This is a genomic window from Streptomyces synnematoformans, from assembly GCF_039531005.1.
Lineage (GTDB): Bacteria > Actinomycetota > Actinomycetes > Streptomycetales > Streptomycetaceae > Streptomyces > Streptomyces synnematoformans.
Genome location: NZ_BAAAPF010000088.1, coordinates 1 through 22,276, shown reverse-complemented (window position 1 = coordinate 22,276; position 22,276 = coordinate 1). Strand labels below are relative to the sequence as shown.

The 22,276-nt window shown below is 73.7% G+C and carries 20 protein-coding genes; 11 read left to right on the top strand and 9 right to left on the bottom strand.

Translation table 11 applies throughout. The features are described 5' to 3' along the window. From ABD317_RS15660 to ABD317_RS15640, 5 genes are all read right to left on the bottom strand, one after another. Positions 1 to 2,304, bottom strand: a 2,304-nt coding sequence (locus ABD317_RS15660; protein ID WP_344290585.1) for a Tex family protein, incomplete at its 3' end; no start/stop codon positions are given. Between the two features lie 98 nt (positions 2,305 to 2,402). Continuing rightward, positions 2,403 to 2,540, bottom strand: coding sequence for an LPFR motif small protein (locus tag ABD317_RS15655; protein WP_158691697.1), 138 nt, complete (start codon positions 2,538 to 2,540; stop codon positions 2,403 to 2,405). Positions 2,541 to 2,638: 98 nt separating this feature from the next. Beyond that, positions 2,639 to 3,502: an SCO6745 family protein gene (locus tag ABD317_RS15650; RefSeq protein WP_344290584.1), complete on the bottom strand. Its 864-nt coding sequence runs from the start codon at positions 3,500 to 3,502 to the stop codon at positions 2,639 to 2,641. Positions 3,503 to 3,654: 152 nt separating this feature from the next. Next, positions 3,655 to 4,458, bottom strand: coding sequence for an enoyl-CoA hydratase/isomerase family protein (locus ABD317_RS15645; RefSeq protein ID WP_344290583.1), 804 nt, complete (start codon positions 4,456 to 4,458; stop codon positions 3,655 to 3,657). Between the two features lie 86 nt (positions 4,459 to 4,544). Beyond that, positions 4,545 to 6,170, bottom strand: a complete 1,626-nt coding sequence (locus tag ABD317_RS15640) for an ABC-F family ATP-binding cassette domain-containing protein (protein WP_344290582.1) — start codon at positions 6,168 to 6,170, stop codon at positions 4,545 to 4,547. Between the two features lie 406 nt (positions 6,171 to 6,576). Between ABD317_RS15640 and ABD317_RS15635 the strand changes: the two genes are divergently transcribed. After that, complete coding sequence (locus ABD317_RS15635) at positions 6,577 to 7,107, top strand: ATP-binding protein (RefSeq protein WP_344290581.1); 531 nt, start codon at positions 6,577 to 6,579, stop codon at positions 7,105 to 7,107. On the opposite strand, the gene idi is transcribed toward ABD317_RS15635, so the two are convergent. From idi to galE, 3 genes are all read right to left on the bottom strand, one after another. Then, positions 7,040 to 7,600: an isopentenyl-diphosphate Delta-isomerase gene (gene idi, locus ABD317_RS15630; RefSeq protein WP_344290580.1), complete on the bottom strand. Its 561-nt coding sequence runs from the start codon at positions 7,598 to 7,600 to the stop codon at positions 7,040 to 7,042. The two genes, ABD317_RS15635 and idi, sit on opposite strands and share 68 nt — an antisense overlap. A 109-nt stretch (positions 7,601 to 7,709) precedes the next feature. Beyond that, a complete protein-coding gene (locus ABD317_RS15625) occupies positions 7,710 to 8,627 on the bottom strand; it encodes a cation diffusion facilitator family transporter (protein ID WP_027751886.1) in 918 nt (305 codons plus the stop codon). Positions 8,628 to 8,788: 161 nt separating this feature from the next. Further along, the gene (gene galE, locus ABD317_RS15620) at positions 8,789 to 9,772 is read right to left on the bottom strand and encodes a UDP-glucose 4-epimerase GalE (protein ID WP_344290579.1); all 984 of its coding nucleotides are present in this window, start codon (positions 9,770 to 9,772) and stop codon (positions 8,789 to 8,791) included. Between the two features lie 189 nt (positions 9,773 to 9,961). Here galE and ABD317_RS15615 point away from each other — a divergent pair, with 189 nt between their 5' ends. The 7 genes from ABD317_RS15615 to ABD317_RS15585 are packed head-to-tail and all read left to right on the top strand — an operon-like array spanning position 9,962 to position 17,053. Continuing rightward, complete coding sequence (locus ABD317_RS15615) at positions 9,962 to 11,800, top strand: DUF5941 domain-containing protein (protein WP_344290587.1); 1,839 nt, start codon at positions 9,962 to 9,964, stop codon at positions 11,798 to 11,800. Further along, positions 11,797 to 12,534 carry a phosphocholine cytidylyltransferase family protein gene (locus tag ABD317_RS15610; protein ID WP_344290578.1) on the top strand — a complete coding sequence of 246 codons (738 nt, stop codon included), beginning with the start codon at positions 11,797 to 11,799 and terminating at the stop codon, positions 12,532 to 12,534. Before ABD317_RS15615 ends, ABD317_RS15610 begins: the two co-directional genes overlap by 4 nt. Beyond that, positions 12,522 to 13,586, top strand: coding sequence for an iron-containing alcohol dehydrogenase (locus tag ABD317_RS15605; RefSeq protein ID WP_027751882.1), 1,065 nt, complete (start codon positions 12,522 to 12,524; stop codon positions 13,584 to 13,586). Before ABD317_RS15610 ends, ABD317_RS15605 begins: the two co-directional genes overlap by 13 nt. After that, positions 13,564 to 14,343, top strand: coding sequence for a CDP-alcohol phosphatidyltransferase family protein (locus tag ABD317_RS15600; RefSeq protein ID WP_051437878.1), 780 nt, complete (start codon positions 13,564 to 13,566; stop codon positions 14,341 to 14,343). The genes ABD317_RS15605 and ABD317_RS15600 overlap by 23 nt, the downstream gene beginning before the upstream one ends. 5 nt (positions 14,344 to 14,348) lie before the next feature. Next, a complete protein-coding gene (locus ABD317_RS15595) occupies positions 14,349 to 15,272 on the top strand; it encodes a glycosyltransferase family 2 protein (RefSeq protein WP_344290577.1) in 924 nt (307 codons plus the stop codon). 58 nt (positions 15,273 to 15,330) lie between these two features. Then, on the top strand, positions 15,331 to 16,242 hold the full coding sequence (locus tag ABD317_RS15590) for an ABC transporter permease (RefSeq protein ID WP_027751879.1): 912 nt from the start codon (positions 15,331 to 15,333) through the stop codon (positions 16,240 to 16,242). Further along, positions 16,229 to 17,053, top strand: coding sequence for an ATP-binding cassette domain-containing protein (locus tag ABD317_RS15585; protein WP_027751878.1), 825 nt, complete (start codon positions 16,229 to 16,231; stop codon positions 17,051 to 17,053). Before ABD317_RS15590 ends, ABD317_RS15585 begins: the two co-directional genes overlap by 14 nt. Positions 17,054 to 17,117: 64 nt before the next feature. On the opposite strand, the gene ABD317_RS15580 is transcribed toward ABD317_RS15585, so the two are convergent. Continuing rightward, positions 17,118 to 19,337 carry an MMPL family transporter gene (locus ABD317_RS15580; RefSeq protein ID WP_344290576.1) on the bottom strand — a complete coding sequence of 740 codons (2,220 nt, stop codon included), beginning with the start codon at positions 19,335 to 19,337 and terminating at the stop codon, positions 17,118 to 17,120. An 84-nt stretch (positions 19,338 to 19,421) separates the two neighbouring features. Here ABD317_RS15580 and ABD317_RS15575 point away from each other — a divergent pair, with 84 nt between their 5' ends. The 3 genes from ABD317_RS15575 (at position 19,422) to hpnD (ending at position 22,246) form a co-directional block, all read left to right on the top strand. Continuing rightward, the gene (locus ABD317_RS15575; protein ID WP_027751876.1) at positions 19,422 to 20,081 is read left to right on the top strand and encodes a WHG domain-containing protein; all 660 of its coding nucleotides are present in this window, start codon (positions 19,422 to 19,424) and stop codon (positions 20,079 to 20,081) included. Positions 20,082 to 20,400: 319 nt separating this feature from the next. Continuing rightward, positions 20,401 to 21,303, top strand: a complete 903-nt coding sequence (gene hpnC, locus ABD317_RS15570; protein ID WP_344290586.1) for a squalene synthase HpnC — start codon at positions 20,401 to 20,403, stop codon at positions 21,301 to 21,303. Between the two features lie 7 nt (positions 21,304 to 21,310). Continuing rightward, on the top strand, positions 21,311 to 22,246 hold the full coding sequence (gene hpnD, locus ABD317_RS15565) for a presqualene diphosphate synthase HpnD (protein ID WP_344290575.1): 936 nt from the start codon (positions 21,311 to 21,313) through the stop codon (positions 22,244 to 22,246). Positions 22,247 to 22,276 lie beyond the last annotated feature (30 nt).

Genomic DNA, 22,276 nt, shown 5'->3' with positions numbered 1-22,276 from the left:
CTGGCCGCCGCCCTGGCCGCCGCGCTGCTGCCGCGGCGGGCCCTGGCGGTCGCGCTGGCGCTGGCGTTCGCCCCCGCCGCCGGCCGCGGGCCGGCCCGGCTCGTCGTCCAGCCGCAGCGTCAGCGAGATCCGCTTGCGCGGCACGTCCACGTCCAGCACCTTCACCTTGACGATGTCGCCGGGCTTGGCCACCTCGCGCGGGTCCTTCACGAACGTCCTCGACATCGCCGACACGTGCACGAGCCCGTCCTGGTGCACGCCCACGTCCACGAACGCCCCGAACGCGGCCACGTTCGTCACCACGCCCTCCAGCACCATCCCCTGCTGCAGGTCGCCGATCTTCTCCACGCCTTCCCTGAACGCCGCCGTCCGGAACGCCGGCCGCGGGTCGCGCCCCGGCTTCTCCAGCTCCTTGAGGATGTCCGTCACCGTCGGCAGCCCGAACCGCTCGTCGGTGAAGTCCTGCGGCTTCAGCGACCGCAGCGTCTTCGTGTCGCCGATCAGCGCCGCGACCTCGGCGCCGCCCGCCTTCACCATCCGCCGCACCACCGGGTACGCCTCGGGGTGCACGCCGGAGGCGTCCAGCGGGTCGTCGCCGCCGCGGATGCGCAGGAAGCCCGCGCACTGCTCGAAGGCCTTCGGCCCCAGCCGCGGCACGTCCTTGAGCGCCGCACGGCTGCGGAACGGGCCGTGGGAGTCGCGGTGCGCCACGATGTTCTCGGCGAGCCCCGCGCCGATGCCGGAGACGCGTGCGAGCAGCGGCGCGGAGGCGGTGTTGAGGTCGACCCCGACGCCGTTGACGCAGTCCTCCACGACCGCGTCCAGGGAGCGTGACAGCTTCGCCTCCGACAGGTCGTGCTGGTACTGGCCGACGCCGATCGACTTCGGGTCGATCTTCACCAGCTCGGCCAGCGGGTCCTGCAGCCGCCGGGCGATGGACACCGCGCCGCGCAGCGACACGTCCAGCTCCGGCAGCTCCTGCGAGGCGAAGGCGGACGCCGAGTACACCGAGGCGCCGGCCTCCGAGACCATCACCTTCGTCAGCTTCAGCGCGGGCTGGGCGGCGATCAGTTCGGCGGCGAGCCTGTCGGTCTCGCGCGACCCCGTGCCGTTGCCGACCGCGATCAGCTCCACCGCGTGCACCCGGGCCAGCTCGGCGAGGACGGCCAGCGCCTCGTTCCACTTCCGCTGCGGTGCGTGCGGGTAGACGGTCGTGGTCGCGGCGACCTTGCCGGTGGCGTCGACGACGGCCACCTTCACGCCCGTGCGCAGCCCGGGGTCGAGGCCCAGCGTGGCGCGCGTGCCCGCGGGCGCGGCCAGCAGCAGGTCCCGCAGGTTGGCGGCGAAGACGTCCACCGCCTGGTCCTCGGCGGTCGTGCGCAGCCGCAGCCGCAGGTCGATGCCGAGATGGACCAGGATGCGGGTGCGCCAGGCCCAGCGCACCGTCTCGGCGAGCCAGGCGTCGGCGGGCCGGCCCCTGTTCTCCACGCCGAACCGGGCCGCGATGGCGCGCTCGTACGCCGAGGGGCCCTCCGGCGCCGCCTCGCCGGGCGCGTCCGGCTCCAGCGTCAGGTCGAGGATCTCCTCCTTCTCGCCGCGGAAGAGGGCGAGGATGCGGTGGGACGGCAGGTCGGTCAGCGGCTCGGCGAAGTCGAAGTAGTCCGAGAACTTCGCGCCCGCCTCCTCCTTGCCCTCGCGCACCCTGGCGGCCGCCCGGCCGTGCGTCCACATCCGCTCGCGCAGCTCGCCGATCAGGTCGGCGTCCTCGCCGAACCGCTCGGTGAGGATGGCCCGCGCGCCCTCCAGGGCGGCGGCCTGGTCCGGCACGCCCCTGTCCGTGTCCACGAACGCGGTGGCCGCGGCGAGCGGCGCCACCGACGGGTCGGCGAGCAGCCCCTCCGCCAGCGGTTCGAGCCCGGCCTCGCGGGCGATCTGCGCCTTCGTACGCCGCTTCGGCTTGTACGGCAGGTACACGTCCTCCAGGCGGGCCTTGGACTCGGCGGCGCGGATCCGCGCCTCCAGCTCCTCGGTCAGCTTGCCCTGCCCGCGCACGGACTCCAGGACGGCCGCCCGCCGTTCCTCCAGCTCCCGCAGATACCGCAGCCGCTCCTCGGCGGTCCGCAGCTGGGCGTCGTCGAGCATCTCCGTCGCCTCTTTGCGGTAGCGGGCGATGAACGGCACGGTGGCCCCGCCGTCGAGCAGCTGCACCGCCGCCGTGATCTGCCGCTCGCGTACGCCGAACTCCTCGGCGATCCTGGCCTCAATCGATACCGACGCCGTCACGTCCGCCCCGCTTTCTGTCATCTGTGGCGGAGTGCATTGTGGCAGGTCCGGCTGACAGCCGGGCGCCCGGACGGGACGGCGCCGGTCGCCCGGCGGGTCGGAACGGCCCGCGGCGGCGGTCAGACGGTGCGGCGGCGGGACCTCCGGGCGCCCCGGGAGGCGCCGCTGAAGAGCCGGGCGAGCAGTCGGAAGGGGAGCGTCACGATCGCGGCGAGGGTGCCGCCGATCATGCGCAGGACGTCGGCGATGGCTCGCATGGCCGTCCTCCTCGCTGGTCGGGTGGAGAACCGCGGGTAGCCGCCGGGGCGTTGCCCAAACGTCCGCCCCGCAGCCACACCGCGCCGCGCCGCGTGCCTCACCCCTTGCCGAAGATGTCCTTCGGCAGCGCGCCCGCCGCCAGCGCGGTGGTGGTGTAGCCGGTGGCCAGCTCGGTCAGCCGGGCCACGCCCTCGGCGCCCAGGTGCTCGTACGGGGCGAGGTCCACCCGGTCCGTCTCGTCCTCCAGCTCCTTGCGCAGCGCCGTGCCCGCCTCCGTCAGTTCGCCGTCCGCGGCCAGCAGCCCGCGGGCCCGCAGCCGGTCCTGCGCCGCCGCCCACTCCCCGGCGTCCCAGCCGCGGGAGGACCGCGCGAACTCCGGGGTGAAGCCGAAACCGGAGGCGGTGTGGGAGACCTGGGCCTCCAGGCCGTCGAGCGCGGCGTGGGCCAGTACCGCGTTGTGGCTGTCGCCGCGGTGCTCGCGCAGCTGGGTGGCGGCGTGCCAGAGCGCCAGGTGCGGGGCGTCCGGCACCGGCTGCCCGGCCTCGGCGGCGTAGCGGGCCCGCCCGGCGCGCTCCCCGCCCGGGGCCGCCCGCTGCGCCAGCTCCGCGGCCTCGGCCAGCTCCGGCGAGGCGAGGGTCTCCTCGCCGAGCAGGCGCCGGCCCACGGCGGCGGCGACGCGCAGCCGGCCCGACAGCGCGGTGGCCGGGTCCGCGGCCGAGCAGGCGGCGGGCAGGTGCGCGGCGGCCAGCCGGTGGCTGTAGTTGTAGAACGTGGCCGTGACCACGCCGGGCCCGACGGGGCCCATGGCGGCGGACCGCGCGGTGAAGTAGGCGGCGTGCCAGCCGTCGATGCCGATGCCGGCGAACTCCTTGCCGAACTCGGGAGAGAAGTAGATCGCCGAGTGCAGCGGGTTGAGGACCTGGTGGCAGCGGCGGCCGGCGCGCGGCGGGAGTGACGTCATGGGGCCAGGCTACTGAGCGGACGCTTAGCAAGAGAAGGGGCCGGCGGTGTGCGCCGGAGCCGGGCGGTGGCCGGTCGGTCCGCCGGGTCGCACGCGCAGGCGCCCTCGACGCCGTACGGCCCCGGCCGCGCCACGGGCCGCGGCGGCGGCCGTCAGACGGTCCAGGTGAAGCGCGGCTCGCGGCGCTCCAGGAAGGCGGCGACGCCCTCCGCGGCGTCACCGGCCGCGCGCGCCTGCCGGGCCCAGTGCGCGATACGCGCCGCGTCCGCCCCGGCGCCGGACGGCGGGCCCCCGTCCCCGTCCCGCTCCCCGGGCACGCCGGCGGTGTCCGCGAACTCCTTCGCCGCCGCCTGCGTCAGCTGCGAGCGCGCCGCGAGCACCCCGGTGAACTCCGCCACCCGCGCGTCCAGCCCCGCCGCGGGCAGCACCTCGTCGACCAGCCCGGTGCGCAGCGCCCGCGCGGCGTCGATCAACTCGGCCGAGAACAGCAGGTACTTCGCCGTCGCCGGGCCCAGCAGCCGCACCAGCCGGCGGGTCGCGCCGGCCGGGTAGACGATGCCCAGCTTCGCGGGGGTGACCCCGAACAGCGCGTCCTCGGCGGCGAACCGGAGGTCGCAGGCCGCCGCCAGCTGGCAGCCGCCGCCCACGCAGTGGCCCCGTACCGCCGCCAGCGTCGGCTTGGGGAAGGCGGCGAGCGCCTCCTCCGCGGCTTCGGCCAGCCCCTGCGTGCCCTCGCTGCCGGCCCGCAGCGAGGTGATGTCGGCTCCCGCGCAGAACGTGCCGCCCGCCCCGGTGAGCACCACCGCGCGCACCGCCCGGTCGGCCGCCAGCTCCGCCAGCAGCCCGGGCAGCGCACGCCACATCCGCGGCGTCATCGCGTTGCGCTTGGCGGGATTGCTGATGACCACGGTCGCCACGCCGCCGTCGGTGCCGCACCGCAGCTCGCCTTCGCTCATGCCCCGGAGCTTCTCACGCCGGGCGGGCGCCCGCCGGACCGGGGCGGGGCGCCCCCCGCCGGTCCGGCGCGCCGCCCTGGCGGCGGCTACAGCGGTTCGATGTCGCGCAACTCCCCGTCCAGCGCCAGCCAGCGCGTGATCCCGATGTCGCGCAGGAACGGCACGTCGTGGCTGGCGACCACGAGCGCCCCCTCGTACGACTCCAGCGCCCTGACCAGTTGCCGCACGCTGGCGATGTCGAGGTTGTTCGTCGGCTCGTCCAGCATCAGCAGCTGCGGCGCCGGCTCCGCCAGCATCAGCGCCGCCAGGGTGGCGCGGAACCGCTCGCCGCCCGAGAGCGTGCCCACGATCTGGTCCGCCCGACCCTGCCGGAACAGGAACCGCGCCAGCCGGGAGCGGATCCGCTGGTTGGACGCGGCGGGGGCCAGCAGGGCGACGTTCTCGACGATGCTCAGCGCGTCGTCCAGCACGTCGAGCCGCTGCGGCAGGCAGCGCAGCGGCACGTGCACCGCCGCCTCCCCGGCGACCGGCGCGAGCTCCCCCGCGATCGTCCGCAGCAGCGTCGACTTGCCCGCGCCGTTGCGCCCGGTCAGCGCGATCCGCTCCGGGCCGCGCACCTGCAGCGCCGGCACCCGGGCGCCGTAGCGCAGCTCCAGGTCGCGCAGCAGGAGCACGTCCCGGCCGGCGGGCACGGCGGTGTACGACAGGTCGACGCGGATCTCGTCGTCGTCCCGCACCGCCGCCTCCGCCTCGTCGAGCCGCTCCCTGGCGCCCCTGAGCCGCTCCTCGTGCATGATGCGGTGCTTGCCGGCGGAGACCTGGGCCTCCCGCTTGCGCGCGTTCATGACGATCTTCGGCTCGCGCTTGTTCGCGAACTGCTTGTCGGCGTACCGCTTGCGCTTGCTCAGCTTCTCGTGCGCCTCGGCCAGTTCGCGCTGCTGCCGCTTGAGGTCCGCCTCCGCCGAGCGCACCGTCCGCTCGGCGGCCTCCTGCTCGGCGGCCAGCGCCTCCTCGTACGCCGTGAAGTTGCCGCCGTACCAGGTGACCTCGCCGTCCCGCAGGTCGGCGACCTGGTCGACGCGGTCGAGCAGTTCGCGGTCGTGGCTGACGAGCACCATCACGCCCGGCCAGGACTCGACGGCCGCGTACAGCCGGCGGCGGGCCCTGAGGTCCAGGTTGTTCGTCGGCTCATCCAGCAGCAGCACGTCCGGCCGTTCCATCAGCAGCGCGGCCAGCCGCAGCAGCACCGACTCGCCGCCGGAGACCTCGCCGATGGTGCGGTCGAGGCCGATGTGTGCGAGGCCGAGCTGGTCGAGGGTGGCGCGGGCGCGCTCCTCGACGTCCCAGTCGTCGCCGACGGCGGTGAAGTGCTCCTCGGCGACGTCGCCCGCCTCGATGGCGTGCAGCGCGCGCCGCACGCCCGCGATGCCCAGCACGGCATCGACCCGCGCGGCGGTGTCGAGGACCAGGTTCTGCGGCAGGTAGCCGACGGTGCCGCCGGCTCTGACCGCCCCGGCGGAGGGGGCCAGCTCCCCGGCCATCAGCCGCAGCAGCGTGGACTTGCCGGTGCCGTTGCGGCCGATCAGCCCGGTGCGGCCGGGGCCGACCACGAGGTCGAAGCCGTCGAAGACGGCCGTGCCGTCGGGCCAGGCGAAGGCCAGGCCGGCGCAGACGACGGAGGTGGCGGCGTGCGGGGTGGAGGGGAATGACATGGCTTCTCCCGGTGAGGTCGTGAGGGCGCGACGGGGCGGCGTCGGCACCGGACGGCGACCTGGGAGAGCCGGGTGGTACGGGAGTGGGGCTGGGCGCCCTGCAGGAGAGGAAGGTGGCTCTGGCCGTGAGGTCGCACGTGCCGCACGCGGGACGAGCCGCGGGCACGGTGCCATGGAGACCTCAGACGAGCAACACCTTCTCCAATCGTCGACTGCAGGGCCACTGTAAAGGTACGACGGTACGGACGGCATCGGCAACCGGTTTTTTCGGTCTCAACACTGGTCGGCGATTGCGCAGCCGGTCGGAAGACGACGAAAGCCAGTCAAGTTGTGCTCGAAGGGGGGTTGAGCCGGTGGTGAATGCCAACACTCGGAGTGTGAGTGGTGGTGAAAGCAGGTGCCGGCGGTGAACGACGGCGGAAACCTGAGGCCCGAGCCCGGCCAGGTGGTCCCGGCGGCCTACGAGGGGACCTGGAGGTTCGACGCCCCGGCGCTCGACTCCTCGGTGCCCCAGTCCCGGCACGCCGTACGCGACCTCCTCGTCGGGCAGCGCGTGCCCATCGGGGACGACCTGCTGCAGGGCGTGCTGCTGATCGTCTCCGAGCTGGTCACCAACGCGGTCCGGCATGCCGGCGTGCTCTCCCCGAAGATCGGCGTCGAGCTGTCGGTGAGCGCCGGCTGGGTCCGCGTCGCCGTCGAGGACCAGCACCCGTACCGCCCGAAGGCCCTGCAGGCCGACGACGACGAGACGGGCGGCCGGGGACTGCTGCTGGTCAAGACGATCACGAACGAGGCGGGCGGCACCTGCGACGTGCAGCACACCGTAGACGGCGGGAAGGTGATCTGGGCGTCCCTCCCGCTCGCCGGGGTCACCAGCCGGACGCCGGCCCCGTCAGCTCCCGGATGGCCGGCCTGGCGGCGTCCAGCACCGTCATGAACCACGCCGAGAACGGGTCCTCGGCGTGCCGCTTCATCAGCTCGTCCGCCGTGACGAACGCGACCGCCCCCACCTCGTCGGCGTCCGGCCGCGGCTCGGCCCGCAGCAGCCCGGCGAAGAGGTGGTTGTACTCGTGCTCCACCAGCCCCGAGGCCGGGTCCGGGTGGTGGTACGTCACGGTCCCGGCCTCGGCGATCAGCGCGGGGGAGACGCCCAGCTCCTCGAAGGTGCGGCGGGCCGCGGCGGCGAGCGGCGACTCGCCGGGGTAGGGGTGGCCGCAGCAGGAGTTGGACCAGACGCCGGGGGAGTGGTACTTGTCGAGCGCCCGCTGCTGCAGCAGCATCCGGCCGGCGGTGTCGAAGAGGAAGACGGAGAACGCCCGGTGCAGCCGGCCGGGCGCCTGGTGCGCGGACAGCTTCTCCGCGGTGCCGATCGTGGTGCCGTTCTCGTCGACGAGCTCCAGCATGATCTCTTCGGTGGTAGCGGCCGGCATGACCATCCTTTGCGTCCGATCTACGGCGTCCGGTGCGGGGGGCGCCCCGGTCTCCGCGGCGGGCGGACACGGCGGGAAGCCCCTCTCAGTCTGCCTCACCGGCGACGGCTCAATGACAGAGATTTGCCTCATGCTCGGCGTGTCCGACCGGCTCGATCTGGAATGTGCAATGGTCGACGTCGAAGTGATCGCCGAGGCACCCCTGCAGATCGTGCAGCAACTTCTCCTGACCCACGGTCTCCAGCACGTCGCCCCTGACCACGACGTGCGCCGATATCACCGGCATCCCCGAGGTGATCGTCCACACGTGCAGGTCGTGCAGCTCCACCACGCCCGGCAGCGCGAGGATGTGCGACCGCACCTCGGCGACGTCCACGTCCTTCGGCGCCGCCTCCAGCAGCACGTCGAGCGCCTCGCGCAGCAGCCGGAACGTCCGCGGGATGATCATCGCGCCGATGGCGAGCGAGGCGACCGGGTCCGCGTAGTGCCACCCGGTGGTGACGATCACCAGCGCCGAGACGATGACCGCGACCGAACCCAGCGCGTCGGCCAGCACCTCCAGGAAGGCGCCGCGCACGTTCAGGCTCTCCTGCCGGCCGCCCATCAGCAGCGCCAGCGAGACGAGGTTGACCACCAGGCCCGCGACGCCGAACGCGAAGGTCAGCCCGCCCTCGATCGCCGGCGGGTCCATGAAGCGGCGCACCGCCTGGTAGAGGATGTAGCCGCCGACGCCGAAGAGCAGCAGGCAGTTGGCCAGCGCCGCCAGGATCTCGGCGCGCGCGAAGCCGAACGTGCGGCGCTCGCTCGTCGGCCGGTTCGCGAAGTGGATCGCCAGTAGCGCCATGGACAGCCCGACCACGTCGCTCGCCATGTGCCCGGCGTCCGCGACGAGGGCCAGCGAGCCGGTGAGCACCCCGCCGACCACCTGCAGACCCAGCACCGACAGGGTGAGGCCCAGGGCCACGCGCAGCCGGCCGCGGTGCGCCGCGGAGGCCGTGCCGTGGGAGTGGTCGTGCCCTGCACCCATGCCGCATGCCCTCCGGTTCCCGTCGACGGTCCCGGACGGGACGCACGCGCCTGCCCGGTGACCTCAGTGAACTACGGGCAGGGGGTATTCGCCAAACCCTGACATGAAGTCGGTTTTCATCGTCTGACCTGCGGAAACGCTCCTGCGGCCGTCTCGGCTGGTCAGCCGCGCCGCTCACCGTGGGTGTGCAGCCAGCCCGCCCAGGCGGACTCGACCATGGCGCGCACGTCCAGCCGGGGGAGCCAGCCCAGTTCCTTGGCCGCCAGGTCGTACGACGCGACCACGCGGGCCGGGTCGCCGGGCCGGCGCGGGCGGACCACCGGGGCGTGCTCGCGCCGCCCCGTGACGTCGGCGACGACCTCGGCCAGCTCGCGCACGGACACGCCGGTGCCGCTGCCGAGGTTCACCGTCAGGTCGCCGGTCCCGGCCGGGGTGGCGACGCGGCGGGCCGCCGCCAGGTGGGCGTCGGCGAGGTCGACGACGTGGACGTAGTCGCGGATGCAGGTGCCGTCGGGGGTGGGGTAGTCGTCGCCGAAGATCCGCACGGGCTCGTGTGCGGACAGCCGCTCGAAGAACATCGGGACCACGTTGTACACGCCGGTGTCCGCCAGCTCCGGGGCGGCGGCGCCGGCGACGTTGAAGTAGCGCAGGCAGGCCGTGGCCAGGCCGTGCGCCCGGCCGGTGGCCCGCAGCAGCCACTCGCCGGCCAGCTTGGTCTCGCCGTACGGGTTGATCGGCCGGCAGGGGGTGTCCTCGGTGACGAGGTCGGCGTCCGGCGTGCCGTAGACGGCGGCGGAGGAGGAGAGGACGAAGCGGCGGACGCCCGCGGACACGACGGCCTCCAGCAGCACGCCGAGGCCGTGCACGTTCTCCCGGTAGTACGTGAGCGGCTGCGCCACCGACTCGCCGACCTGCTTCTTCGCCGCGAGATGCAGCACGCCGGTGACGTCGTACTCGGCGAAGGTGCGGTCGAGCAGCAGCCGGTCCAGGAAGGTGCCGCGCACCAGCGGCACGCCGGCGGGGAGCCGGGCCGCGTTCCCGGTGGAGACGTCGTCCAGTACGACGATCCGCTCCCCGGCACCCGTCATGGCCCGCACGACATGCGCGCCGATGTAACCGGCCCCGCCGGTGATCAACCACGTCATGGCGGCACACACTACCGCCCCGGTGCAAAGGAGGGGCGGGGGCTGCGAAATGATGATCGCCACCCGGTCGAGGCGAACGGGCGGTGAACCTCCGGTTCCAGCAATCCGCTAACCTCTGCCGACAGCCGCCCGGCCGGACGGGGGAGGGGCGGTCCCGCCTGTCGTCCCGCTGCCAAGGAGTGAGTTCGTCTGCGGACCGCAATCCTGATCGGCCCGCCCGTCCCCGGATCTCCCCTGGAGAGCGACCTCAGGTCGCTGGGCTACGACGACGTGCGTACCGCCGCGGACGTGGCCGACGCCGCCACCGTCCTCGCGCTGCTGCCCGGGGACGGCCGGGTCGCCCTCGTCGACAGCCGCTTCGTCGGCCACCGGCACAGCCTGCGTCTCACGCTCGCCGACCCCCGCTGGCCCGCCGCCGCCGCGCCCGGCGTGGTCGCGGTGCGGACGCCCGCGGCGCGCACCGCGCTCTCCCGCGCGGTGATGCGCAGCCGCACCGTCGACGGCGTCGCCGAGCAGAGCGCCGCCCAGCTCGCCGGCGACGACGGCGCGCTGGTCCGGCCGGAGCGGGGCGGGCTGGTGGCCGCCGTACCCGAGGACGCGCTGGCCCGGGCGAAGGCGGCGGACGCGGTCGCCGCCGTGGACGAGGAGAAGGCCCGGCTGCGGGCCGCGGTCAAGAGCCGCGACGGCTTCTTCACCACCTTCCTCATCAGCCCCTACTCGCGCTACCTCGCCCGCTGGTGCGCCCGCCGGGGCCTCACCCCGAACCAGGTCACCACCGCCTCCCTGGCCACCGCCGTGCTCGCCGCCGGCTGCGCGGCCACCGGCACGCGCGGCGGGTTCGCCGCCGCCGGCGTGCTGCTGCTGCTGTCCTTCGTGCTCGACTGCACCGACGGCCAGCTCGCCCGCTACTCGCTGCAGTACTCCACGCTGGGCGCCTGGCTCGACGCCACCTTCGACCGCGCCAAGGAGTACGCCTTCTACGCGGGCCTCGCCCTCGGTGCCGCCAACGCCGACGGCGACGACGTGTGGGCCCTCGCGCTGGGCGCCATGGTGCTGCAGACCTGCCGGCACGTCGTGGACTTCGCCTTCAACGAGTCCATCGCCGGCACCGCGGCCGCGGCAGGGGGTACCGCCCCTCCCCGCGGGGCTGCGGGGGAGAACAACAGCCCCGCCTTCGCCCTGTCCGAGCGCCTCGACCGGCTCGGCTGGACGGTGTGGCTGCGCCGCATGATCGTGCTGCCGATCGGCGAGCGCTGGGCGCTGATCGCGGTGCTCACCGCGGTCACCAGCCCCCGCGTCGTGTTCGTCGTCCTCCTCGTCGGCATGGGGCTCGCGGGCTCCTACACCACCGCGGGCCGCGTGCTGCGCTCGCTCCGCCGCCGCGTGCCCCGCAGCGAGCAGGCCCTCAAGGCGCTGGACGAGCTGACCGACACCGGCCCGCTCGCCGAGGCCGCCGCCCGCTCCCTGCGCGCCCCCGCGCGCTCCCTTCCCGTGTACGCCGCCCCCGCCGTCGCCGCCGGCGGCGGCGCGCTGCTCGTGACGCTGGCGCTCCTCACCCCGTACGGCACCTGGTGGCCGCTGATCGGCGCCGTCGGCTACGTCCTGACCTCGGGTTTCGCGGTGTCCCGGCCGCTCGCGGGCCCGCTGGACTGGCTCGTGCCGCCGGTCTTCCGGGCAGCCGAGTACACCGCGGTCCTCGTGCTCGCCGCCCGCTCCGAGGTGAACGGAGCCCTTCCTGCGGCTTTCGGTCTGGTGGCCGCGGTCGCCTACCATCACTACGACACCGTGTACCGCATCCGCGGCGGCACGGGTGCGCCCCCGCGCCCGGTGGTGCGCGTGATCGGCGGGCACGAGGGACGGACGCTGGCGGTCACGGTGGCGGCGGCCCTGCTGACCGGCACCGGCTTCACGATCGCGCTCGTCGCCCTCGCCGTGGCCGTGGCGCTGGTGGTGCTCACCGAGAGCATCCGCTTCTGGGTCTCCTCCGGAGCCCCCGCTGTACACGACGAAACAGGAGAACCTGCATGATCGGCCTCGTGCTGGCGGCCGGCGCCGGAAGGCGTCTGCGCCCCTACACCGACACACTGCCGAAGGCCCTGGTGCCCGTCGACGGCGAGACCACCGTCCTCGACCTCACCCTCGGCAACTTCGCCGAGATCGGGCTCACCGAGGCGGCGATCATCGTCGGCTACCGCAAGGAGGCCGTGTACGAGCGCAAGGAGGCCCTGGAGCGCACGTACGGGCTGAAGCTCACCCTGATCGACAACGACAAGGCCGAGGAGTGGAACAACGCCTACTCCCTGTGGTGCGGCCGGGACTCCGTCAGGCACGACGTGATCCTCGCCAACGGCGACACCGTCCACCCCGTCTCCGTCGAGAAGACCCTGCTCGCCGCCCGCGGCGGCGACAAGAAGATCATCCTCGCGCTCGACACGGTCAAGCAGCTCGCCGACGAGGAGATGAAGGTCGTCGCCGACCCCGGCAAGGGCGTCCGGAAGATCACCAAGCTCATGGACCCGGCCGCGGCCACCGGCGAGTACATCGGCGTCACCCTGATCGAGGGCTCGGCCGCGGACGAGCTGGCCGACGCGCTGCGGACCACCTTCGAGCGCGACCCCGACCGCTACTACGAGGACGGCTACCAGGAGCTGGTCGACCGCGGCTTCCGGATCGACGTCGCGCCCATCGGGGACGTCGCCTGGGTCGAGATCGACAACCACGACGACCTCGCCAGGGGCAGGGAGATCGCGTGCCGGTACTGACCCGCCTGATCCCGTCGCCGCTGACGGTCGACATCCGGGCCGGAGCGCTGGACGGCCTCGCGGACCTGCTCTCCGACCAGCGGGTCGCGCCCTCCGGCCGGCTCGCCTTCGCCATCAGCCCGCGCTCCGGGCAGGCCCTGCGCGACCGCTTCGCGCCGGCGCTGCCCGGCGCCGACTGGTTCGCCGACGCCGACGGCACCATCGACGGCGCCGTGCGGCTCGCCGACTCCATCAAGAGCACCGGCCGCTACGACGCCGTCGTCGGCCTCGGCGGCGGCAAGGTCATCGACTCCGCGAAGTACGCCGCCGCGCGCGTCGGGCTGCCGATGGTCGCCGTGGCCACCAACCTCGCCAACGACGGCCTCTGCTCGCCGGTCTCCACGCTCGACAACGACGCCGGCCGCGGCTCGTACGGCGTGCCCAACCCCATCGCGATCGTCATCGACCTCGACGTCATCCGCGCGGCCCCGGCCCGCTACGTCCGGGCCGGCATCGGCGACGTGACGTGCAAGGTGTCCGCCGTCGCCGACTGGGAGCTGTCCCACCGGGAGACCGGCGAGCGCATCGACGGGCTGGCCGCCGCGATGGCCCGCAGCGCCGGCGACTCGGTGCTGCGCCACCCCGGAGGAATCGGCGACGACGACTTCCTCGTCATCCTCGCCGAGGCGCTGGTGCTCTGCGGCATCGCGATGTCGGTGGCCGGCGACAGCCGCCCGGCCTCCGGCGCGTGCCACGAGATCAGCCACGCCTTCGACCTGCTCCACCCGCGGCGCTGTGCGCTCCACGGCGAACAGTGCGGCATCGGCGGGACCTTCGCCACGTTCCTGCGGGGCGACCGGGAGACCGCGCTGCTGATGGCGCAGGTGCTGCGCCGGCACGAACTGCCCGTGCTGGCCGACGACATCGGCTTCACGGACGACGAGTTCGTGCGGGCCGTCGAGTTCGCGCCGCAGACCCGGCCCGGCCGGTACACGATCCTCGAACACCTCGACCTGTCCACCGACCAGATCAGAGACGCCTACGCCGACTATGTCAAAGCCATCGGTAGCTGAGCTACGGCCCGTGGTCCACCCCGCGGGGGTGAAGGACCGGCGCAGCGGGGAGCACTGGGCCGGCCGCCTGTACATGCGCGAGGTCTCGCTGCGCGTGGACCGGCACCTGGTGACCACCCGGGTGACGCCCAACCAGCTCACATACGTCATGACCCTCGCCGGCGTCCTCGCCGCCCCGGCGCTGCTCGTCCCCGGGATCCCGGGGGCCCTGCTGGGCGTGCTCATGGTCCAGCTGTACCTGCTCCTCGACTGCGTCGACGGGGAGGTCGCCCGCTGGAAGCAGCAGTTCTCCATCGGCGGCGTGTACCTCGACCGGGTCGGCGCGTACCTCTGCGACGCCGCCGTGCTCGTCGGCTTCGGCCTGCGCGCCGCCGACCCGTGGGGCGAGGGGTCCGCCGACTGGCTCTGGGCCTTCCTCGGCACCCTCGCCGCGCTCGGCGCCGTGCTGATCAAGGCGGAGACCGACCTCGTCGGCGTCGCCCGCCACCAGCAGGGGCTGCCGCCGGTCAAGGAGTCCGCCGCGGAGCCGCGTTCGTCGGGCGTCGCCGTGGCGCGCAGGGCGGCGTCGGCGCTGAAGTTCCACCGGCTGATCCTGGGGATCGAGGCGTCACTCCTCATCCTCCTGCTGGCGGTCCTCGACGCACTCAAGGGCGACCTGTACTTCTCCCGGCTCGGTGTCGCCGTACTCGCCGCGATAGCGATGCTCCAGACCCTCCTCCACCTGGTCAGCATTCTGGCCTCCAGCAGGTTGCGGTGAGCCGAATGACATATGAACACCAGCCCCGGCAGCGGGCGGACACCCAGCCCGAGGACGTCCGGCTCGGCGCCGTCGTGATCACGATGGGGCAGCGGCCCGGGGAGCTGCGCACGCTGCTGGAGTCGATCGCCAAGCAGGACGGCCCCCCGGTCGAGGTGGTCGTCGTCGCCCAGGGCGTCACCGTGCCGAACATCCCGCAGGGCGTACGGGTCGTGGAGCTGCCCGAGAACCTGGGCATCCCCGGCGGGCGCAACGTCGGCATCGACGCCTTCGGCGACGGCGGCCGCGACGTCGACGTCCTGCTCTTCCTCGACGACGACGGTCTTCTGCCACACCAGGACACCGCCCGGCTGGTGCGCGAGGCGTTCGCCGCCGACCCGCGCCTCGGCATCGTCAGCTTCCGCATCGCCGACCCCGAGACGGGCGTCACGCAGCGTCGGCACGTGCCCCGGCTGCGCGCCTCCGACCCGATGCGCTCCTCGCGCGTCACCACGTTCCTCGGCGGCGCCAACGCCGTGCGCACCGCGGTGTTCCAGCAGGTCGGAGGGCTGCCGGACGACTTCTTCTACGCTCACGAGGAGACCGACCTCGCCTGGCGGGCGCTCGACGCCGGCTGGCACATCGACTACCGCGCGGACATGGTGCTGCACCACCCGACGATGCCGCCCAGCCGGCATGCCACGTACCACCACAACGTGGCCCGCAACCGCGTCTGGCTGGCGCGCCGGAACCTTCCCGCCGCGCTCGTCCCGGTGTATCTCGGTGTCTGGTTCCTGCTCACCGTCGTACGCAGCCCCTCGCCGGCTGTGCTGAAATCGTGGCTCGTAGGCTTCCGGGAGGGCTGGCGTGCGCCGTGCGGGCCGCGCCGGCCCATGAAGTGGCATACGGTGTGGCGGCTGACCCGGCTGGGACGACCGCCCGTGATCTGACAAGCTCGTACCGTTGAGTGTCTGAGGACGAAAGTTACCGACTGTGAGCGATACGGCAGTGGGCGCTCCGCCCAAGCGCCATCCCGACGACGGGCTGTCCCCGGCCGAGCTGGCCGCCAAGTACGGCCTCTCGGTGAGCGGTGCGCGCCCCGGACTGCCCGAGTACGTGCGGCAGCTGTGGGCGCGCCGCCATTTCATACTGACCTTCTCGCGCGCCAAGCTCACCGCGCAGTACAGCCGGGCGAAGCTGGGCCAGCTGTGGCAGGTGCTGACGCCGCTGCTGAACGCCGCGGTCTTCTTCTTCATCTTCGGCATCCTGCTCGGCGGCCGCGGCGGGATGGAGATGGGCGAGTACATCCCGTTCCTGGTGACGGGCGTGTTCGTCTGGACGTTCACGCAGCAGTCCGTGATGTCGGGGGTCCGCTCGATCTCGGGGAACCTGGGGCTGGTGCGGGCGCTGCACTTCCCGCGCGCGTCGCTGCCGATCTCCTTCTCGCTGCAGCAGCTGCAGCAGCTGCTCTACTCGATGATCGTGATGGCCGCGTTCCTGCTGGGGTTCGGCTTCTACCCGCGCTGGACATGGTTCCTGGTGCCGGTGATCCTCACCCTGCAGTACGTCTTCAACGCCGGCCTGGCGATGGTCTTCGCCAGGCTCGGCAGCGACTCGCCGGACCTGGCGCAGGTGATGCCGTTCATACTGCGCACCTGGATGTACGCCTCCGGGGTGATGTTCCCGCTGCACCACATGCTGGTGGACCGGGCGGACGCCCCGCAGTGGGCCGCGGACCTCATCGCGATGAACCCGGCCGCGGTGTACATGGACCTCATGAGGTACGTCCTCATGGGCGACTACACCACGAACAACATGCCGCCCAACGTCTGGCTGCTCGCGCTGGGCTGGGCCGCGGTGATCGGGGTGTTCGGTTTCGTGTTCTTCTGGAAGGCTGAGGAGCGTTATGGCCGTGGCTGAACATCCGACGAGCCGTACCGAGGCCGACGCCCCCGACGGCGGGGACGAGGCGCGGGTGCCCACGGTCATCGCGGACGACCTGCACATCGTCTACCGGGTGCAGGGCGGCGGGTCCCGGGGCAAGGGCAGCGGCTCCGCCGCGCTGAACCGGATCGTGCGCCGGGAGCGGAAGAACCGGGTGCGCGAGGTGCACGCCGTGCGCGGGGTGAGCTTCACGGCGTACCGCGGCCAGGCCATCGGCCTGATCGGCTCCAACGGCTCCGGCAAGTCGACGCTGCTGAAGGCCATCGCCGGCGTGCTGCCCGCGCACAGCGGCAAGGTCTACACCAACGGCCAGCCCTCGCTGCTCGGCGTCAACGCGGCGCTGATGAACGACCTGACCGGCGAGCGGAACGTGATGCTCGGCGGGCTGGCGATGGGCATGACCCGCGAGCAGATCCGCGAGCGGTACCAGAGCATCGTCGACTTCTCCGGCATCAACGAGAAGGGCGACTTCATCACCCTGCCCATGCGGACGTACTCCTCCGGCATGGCCGCCCGGCTGCGGTTCTCCATCGCCGCGGCCAAGGACCACGAGGTGCTGATGATCGACGAGGCGCTGGCCACCGGCGACCTGAGGTTCCGCAAGCGCTCCGAGGCCCGGCTGCGCGAGCTGCGCAAGGAGGCCGGCACGGTGTTCCTGGTCAGCCACACCAACAAGTCCATCCGCGACACCTGCGACCGGGTGCTGTGGCTGGAGAAGGGCGAGTTGGTGATGGACGGCCCGACGGACGAGGTGCTGAAGGCGTATCAGGAGTTCGCCAAGCGGTAGCCGCGCGTACGGACGACGAGGGCCCCGCCGCGCACGGCGGGGCCCTCGTCGTGCGTCGACGCGGTCACACCCCCGCGGGGGTGCGCTCCGGCTCCCGCCCGGACCCGCCGCGGGGGCCGGGCCCGGACTCGCTCAGGCCCACCCGCCGGTGGATCCGGCGCAGCCGGCGCGGCGCGTACCACGCGCGCTCGCCCAGCAGCCGCATCGCGGCCGGGACCAGCACGCCGCGCACCGCGACCGCGTCGATGAGGATGGCGAGCCCGCTGCCCAGGCCGAACATCTGCAGGAAGCTGACCTCGCCGGTGCCGAAGGCGAAGAAGCTGACGGCCAGCAGCCCGGCGGCCATCGTCACGATCCGGCCGGTGCGGGCCAGCCCGTTCGTCACCGCGGTGGCGGTGTCCGCGCCCGCGTCGTGCAGCTCCTTGATCCTGCTGGTGAGGAAGACCTCGTAGTCCATCGACAGGCCGAAGGCGATGCAGAACATGAGTACGGTCATCGCCGTGTCCATCGGCTGCGGCGTGAAGCCCAGCAGCCCGCTGAGGTGGCCGTCCTGGAAGATCCACACCATCACGCCCATGGCCGCGGCCAGGCTGACGGCGTTGAGGACGACCGCGCGAAGCGGCTGGACGACGCTGCCGGTGAAGAGGAACAGCAGGACGAACGTGGTGACCAGGACCATCCCGACGGCCAGCGGCAGCCGGCCGCCGATGCTGTCCTTGGCGTCGACCAGCTCCGCGTCGGTGCCGCCGACCAGGGTCTCCACGCCGTCCGGCGCGGGCACCGCGCGCACGTCCGCGACCAGCTCCTGCGCCGCGTCCGACTTGGGCGCCGGCTCGACGGAGACCGTGAGCCGCTGGGCGTCGGGGCGGCCGAGGGCGGCGGCGGCCGGGCCTGCCGGGCCGGCCGTGCCGTCGGTGTACGAGCCGTTGCCGGCGTCGACGCGGGCGACGCCGTCCAGCCGGGACAGCTCGGTGGCGTAACGAGCGAGCCCGGGCCCGCTGACGGCGCCGGTGGCGACGACGTCGATCGCGGTGCTGTCGTCGACGGCGAAGTCCTCCCGCAGCGCGGTGGCCACCTGCCGGCTCTGCGCGCTCTCCGGGAGCACCCGCTCGTCCGGGGTGCCGTAGCTGACGCCCAGCAGCGGGGCGGCGGCCAGCAGCAGCACGCCGAGTACCGGGAGCGCGGTGAGCGCGGGCCGGCGCATCACGGCCCCCGCGACCCGGCCCCACAGCGGCGCGTCGGCGCGGCGCATGGCCCGCCCGCCCGGCACCCGGCCGCGGTTGACGCGGTGGCCGAGGACGGCGAGCAGCGCGGGGATGATCACCAGCGCGCTGACCGCGGCGATCGCCACGACGCCGATGCCGGCGTAGGCGAAGGAGCGCAGGAAGTACTGCGGGAAGACCAGCAGCGCGGCCAGCGCGGCGACGATCGTCGCGGAGGAGAACGCGATCGTACGGCCCGCGGTCGACACCGTCCGCCGAATCGCCTCCGGCACCGGATCGCCCGCGGCCAGCTGCTCGCGGAACCGGCTGACCAGCAGCAGCCCGTAGTCGATGCCCAGACCCAGGCCGAGCGCGATGGTGAGGTTGACCGAGAACACCGAGACGTCGGTGAGGCTGCCCAGCACCCACAGCTCGGCGAAGGTGCCGAAGATGGCGACCAGGCCGATCGCCAGCGGCAGCAGCGCCGCGACGACGCTGCCGAAGGCGAGGACGAGCAGCACGAGGGTGACGGGCACGGCGATCGACTCGGCCAGCGCCAGGTCGGCGGCGACCTGGGCGGACACGTCGTTGCTCACCGCGGCCCCGCCGCCGGCCCGGACGGTGACGCCGTCGCGGGTGCCGGCGTACTCGTCGGTCAGCTCCTGCGCGTTCTCGGCCTCCTTCTCGTCGCCCCCGGCGACGTGCGCGAGGACGAGGGCCCGGCTCCCGTCCGTCGAGGTCAGCCCCTCGCCGCCGCGGTCCCAGTAGGACATGACGTTGCTGACGGCGGGCTCCGCCCGCAGCCCCTCGGTCACCTCCAGCCCGCGCTCGCGGGCCGCCTGGCCGCCGATCCCCCCGGACTCGGCGGAGACGAGCAGGACCAGGTTCGTATCGCCCCCGAACCTGTCGTCGATCACCTCCTGCGCTCTGGCCGACGGTGACCCCGGATCGCTGAAGCCGCCGGCGCTGAGCTTGCCGAAGGCGCCGAAGCCGAGCGCCGCCATGGCGACGACCGCCACGGCGGCGAGCGTGAGTACGAGCCGGGTCCTGCGCAGTACGAGTTCCGCAACGCGTGTCAGCACGGTGCTCCCCTCCCCATGTTTATGGCGTTAACATCGACCCTTGCAGGTGATGTTAATGCTGTCAACATGAGGCATGATGCGACTATGAGCGAGGTCAGGGGCGCGAAGGCCGGCTACCATCACGGGGACCTGCGGAACGCGCTCGTCGAGGCGGCCTCGGAGCTCGCCCGCGGCGGCGGGCCCGAGGCGGTCGTGCTGCGCGAGGCCGCCCGCCGCGTCGGCGTGTCGCCGACGGCCGCGTACCGCCACTTCGCCAACCAGGCCGACCTGCTCCGGGCCGTCAAGGACGAGGGCCAGCGGCGGCTGGCAGACTCCATGGAGGCCGTGCTCGCCGAGACCGCGCCGCCCGCCGGCGGCGATCCGGCCGAGGCCGCCAAGGCCCGGCTGATGGCGCTCGGCCTCGGCTACGTCCGCTTCGCGGTCACCGAGCCGGGCATGTACCGCACGGCCTTCTGCCGGGTCGGGACCGACCGGGAGAAGTGGACCGACGAGGGCGGGGCGGCGCAGGCGGGCCCGGGGGACGCCCGCTCCTTCCTCCTGCTCGTCGAGGCCATCGACGCCATCGACGCCGCCGGGGCGATGCGGCCGGGCGCGCGGACGGGCGCGGAGTTCGCCGCCTGGTCCTCGGCGCACGGGCTCGCCATGCTGATCCTCGACGGGCCGCTGCACGACGTGCCGCCCCCGCAGCGCGACGTGATCGTGGACCGCGCGCTCACCACGATCCTGGACGGTCTCACCCGGTGACGGCAAAACCCTTGCGCAGGGCGGCGTTTCGCGCTCCGGCGGACGCGCGGGGATTGAGGCGGGCACCGCATGCCGCGACTTTGTCCTGTACGGCGTACGCTGGACCGGTGCTGTTTGGCGGCATGTGGGCGATAAAGGAGCTTGGGGGTCGCCCCGGGCCTGCCCGGGTCACGACGCCGGCGGCGGCGTGTCCGGAATGGGCACATCTGGGTCCGCGGTGTAGAACGGGAGGCGTGACGGCTATGGCGAAGACGAAACCCCAGCTCGAAGGTGCGCCCGCCGTCTGCGCCCCGTGGGCGGCAGCCCAGGGCAGCCGACGGTGACCGCGGCGGACGACGCTCCGTCGCGCGCCGTACTCGGCCAGGCCGCCGACGAGAACTTCCCCGTGGCGCCGTTCTTCCTGCCCCGCGCCTGGCGCGCCGACCTCATGGCGCTCTACGGCTACGCCCGGCTCGTCGACGACATCGGCGACGGCGACCTCGCCCCCGGCGGCGCCGACGCCGCCGCACTCGGCCTGGGCCCGGACGAGGCCGACGACCCGCTCGCGCTCCTCGACGCGCTGGAGGCCGACCTGGACCGTGTCTTCGGCAGCGGCACCGGCGCCGCCCCCGGCCACCCCCTGCTGCGCCGGCTGCGGCCCACCGTCCGCCGCCACCGGCTCTCCCCGCAGCCGTTCCTCGGCCTGCTCCAGGCCAACCGGCAGGACCAGAAGGTGCGGCGCTACGAGACCTACGCGGAGCTGGCGGGATACTGCGAGCTGTCCGCCAACCCGGTCGGCCGGCTGGTCCTCGCCGTGACCGGCACCGAGAGCCCCGAGCGCATCCGGCGCTCGGACGCGATCTGCACCGCCCTGCAGATCGTCGAGCACATCCAGGACGTGGCCGAGGACCTGGGCCGGGACCGGATCTACCTCCCGGCCGAGGACATGCGCCGCTTCGGCGTCACCGAGGCCGACCTCGCCCGCCCGCACGCCGGCGAGCCGGTGCGCGCCCTGATCCGGTACGAGGCCGCCCGCGCCGCCCGGCTCCTCGACGAGGGCGCCCCCCTCGTCGGCAGCGTGCGCGGCCGGCTGCGGCTGCTGCTCGCCGGCTTCGTGGGCGGGGGCCGCGCGGCCCTCGCCGCCGTCGCCGCCGCCGGCCACGACGTGCTCCCCGGACCCCCGAAGCCCACCCGGCGCAGGCTGCTGCGCGAGGTGGGGTCGACCCTGCGACGAGAGGGGTGACCGCACCGTGACCACGTCGTCGCGCGCGGCCTTCGCATCCGCACCGGTGCTCACCGCGTACCGGTACTGCGAGGCCGTCACCGGCCAGCAGGCCCGGAACTTCGCGTACGGCATCAGACTCCTGCCGTACGACAAGCGGCTGGCGATGTCCGCGCTGTACGCCTTCTCGCGCCGCGTGGACGACATCGGCGACGGCGAACTGGCGCCCGGCGAGAAGCGCGTCCGGCTGGAGGACACCCGGCGGCAGCTGGACCGGATCCGGGCCGGCCGGGTGGCCGAGGACGACACCGACCCCGTCGCCGTGGCGCTCGCCCACGCCGCGCGCCGGTTCCCGATCCCGCTCGGCGCGCTCGACGAGCTGATCGACGGCGTCCTCGCGGACGTGCGCGGCGAGGAGTACGAGACCTGGGAGGACCTGAAGGACTACTGCCGCTGTGTGGCGGGCGCCATCGGGCGGCTGTCGCTGGGTGTGTTCGGCACGGTGCCCGGCGCACGGCACGCCGAGCGCGCCCCTGACTACGCCGACACGCTGGGGCTCGCCCTGCAGCTGACGAACATCCTGCGGGACCTGCGCGAGGACGCCGCCGAGGGCCGCACCTACCTGCCGGCCGTCGACCTGGCCAAGTTCGGCTGCGCCGCGGGCTTCCACGGCGACGCCGCGCCGCCCGGCTCGGACTTTCCCGGCCTGGTGCAGTTCGAGGTGCGCCGCGCCCGCGCGCTGTTCGCCGACGGCTACCGGCTGCTGCCCATGCTGGACCGGCGCAGCGGCGCCTGCGTCGCGGCGATGGCCGGCATCTACCACCGGCTGCTGGAGCGGATCGCCGCCGACCCCGCGGCCGTCCTGCGCGGGCGGGTGTCGCTGCCGGGCCGGGAGAAGGCGTACGTCGCCGTCCGCGGCCTCGCCGGCGTCGACGCCCGCCAGGCGAGCCGGAGGGCCCGGTGAGCCCCGCGCCCGCGCTGCCCGCCGCCCCCG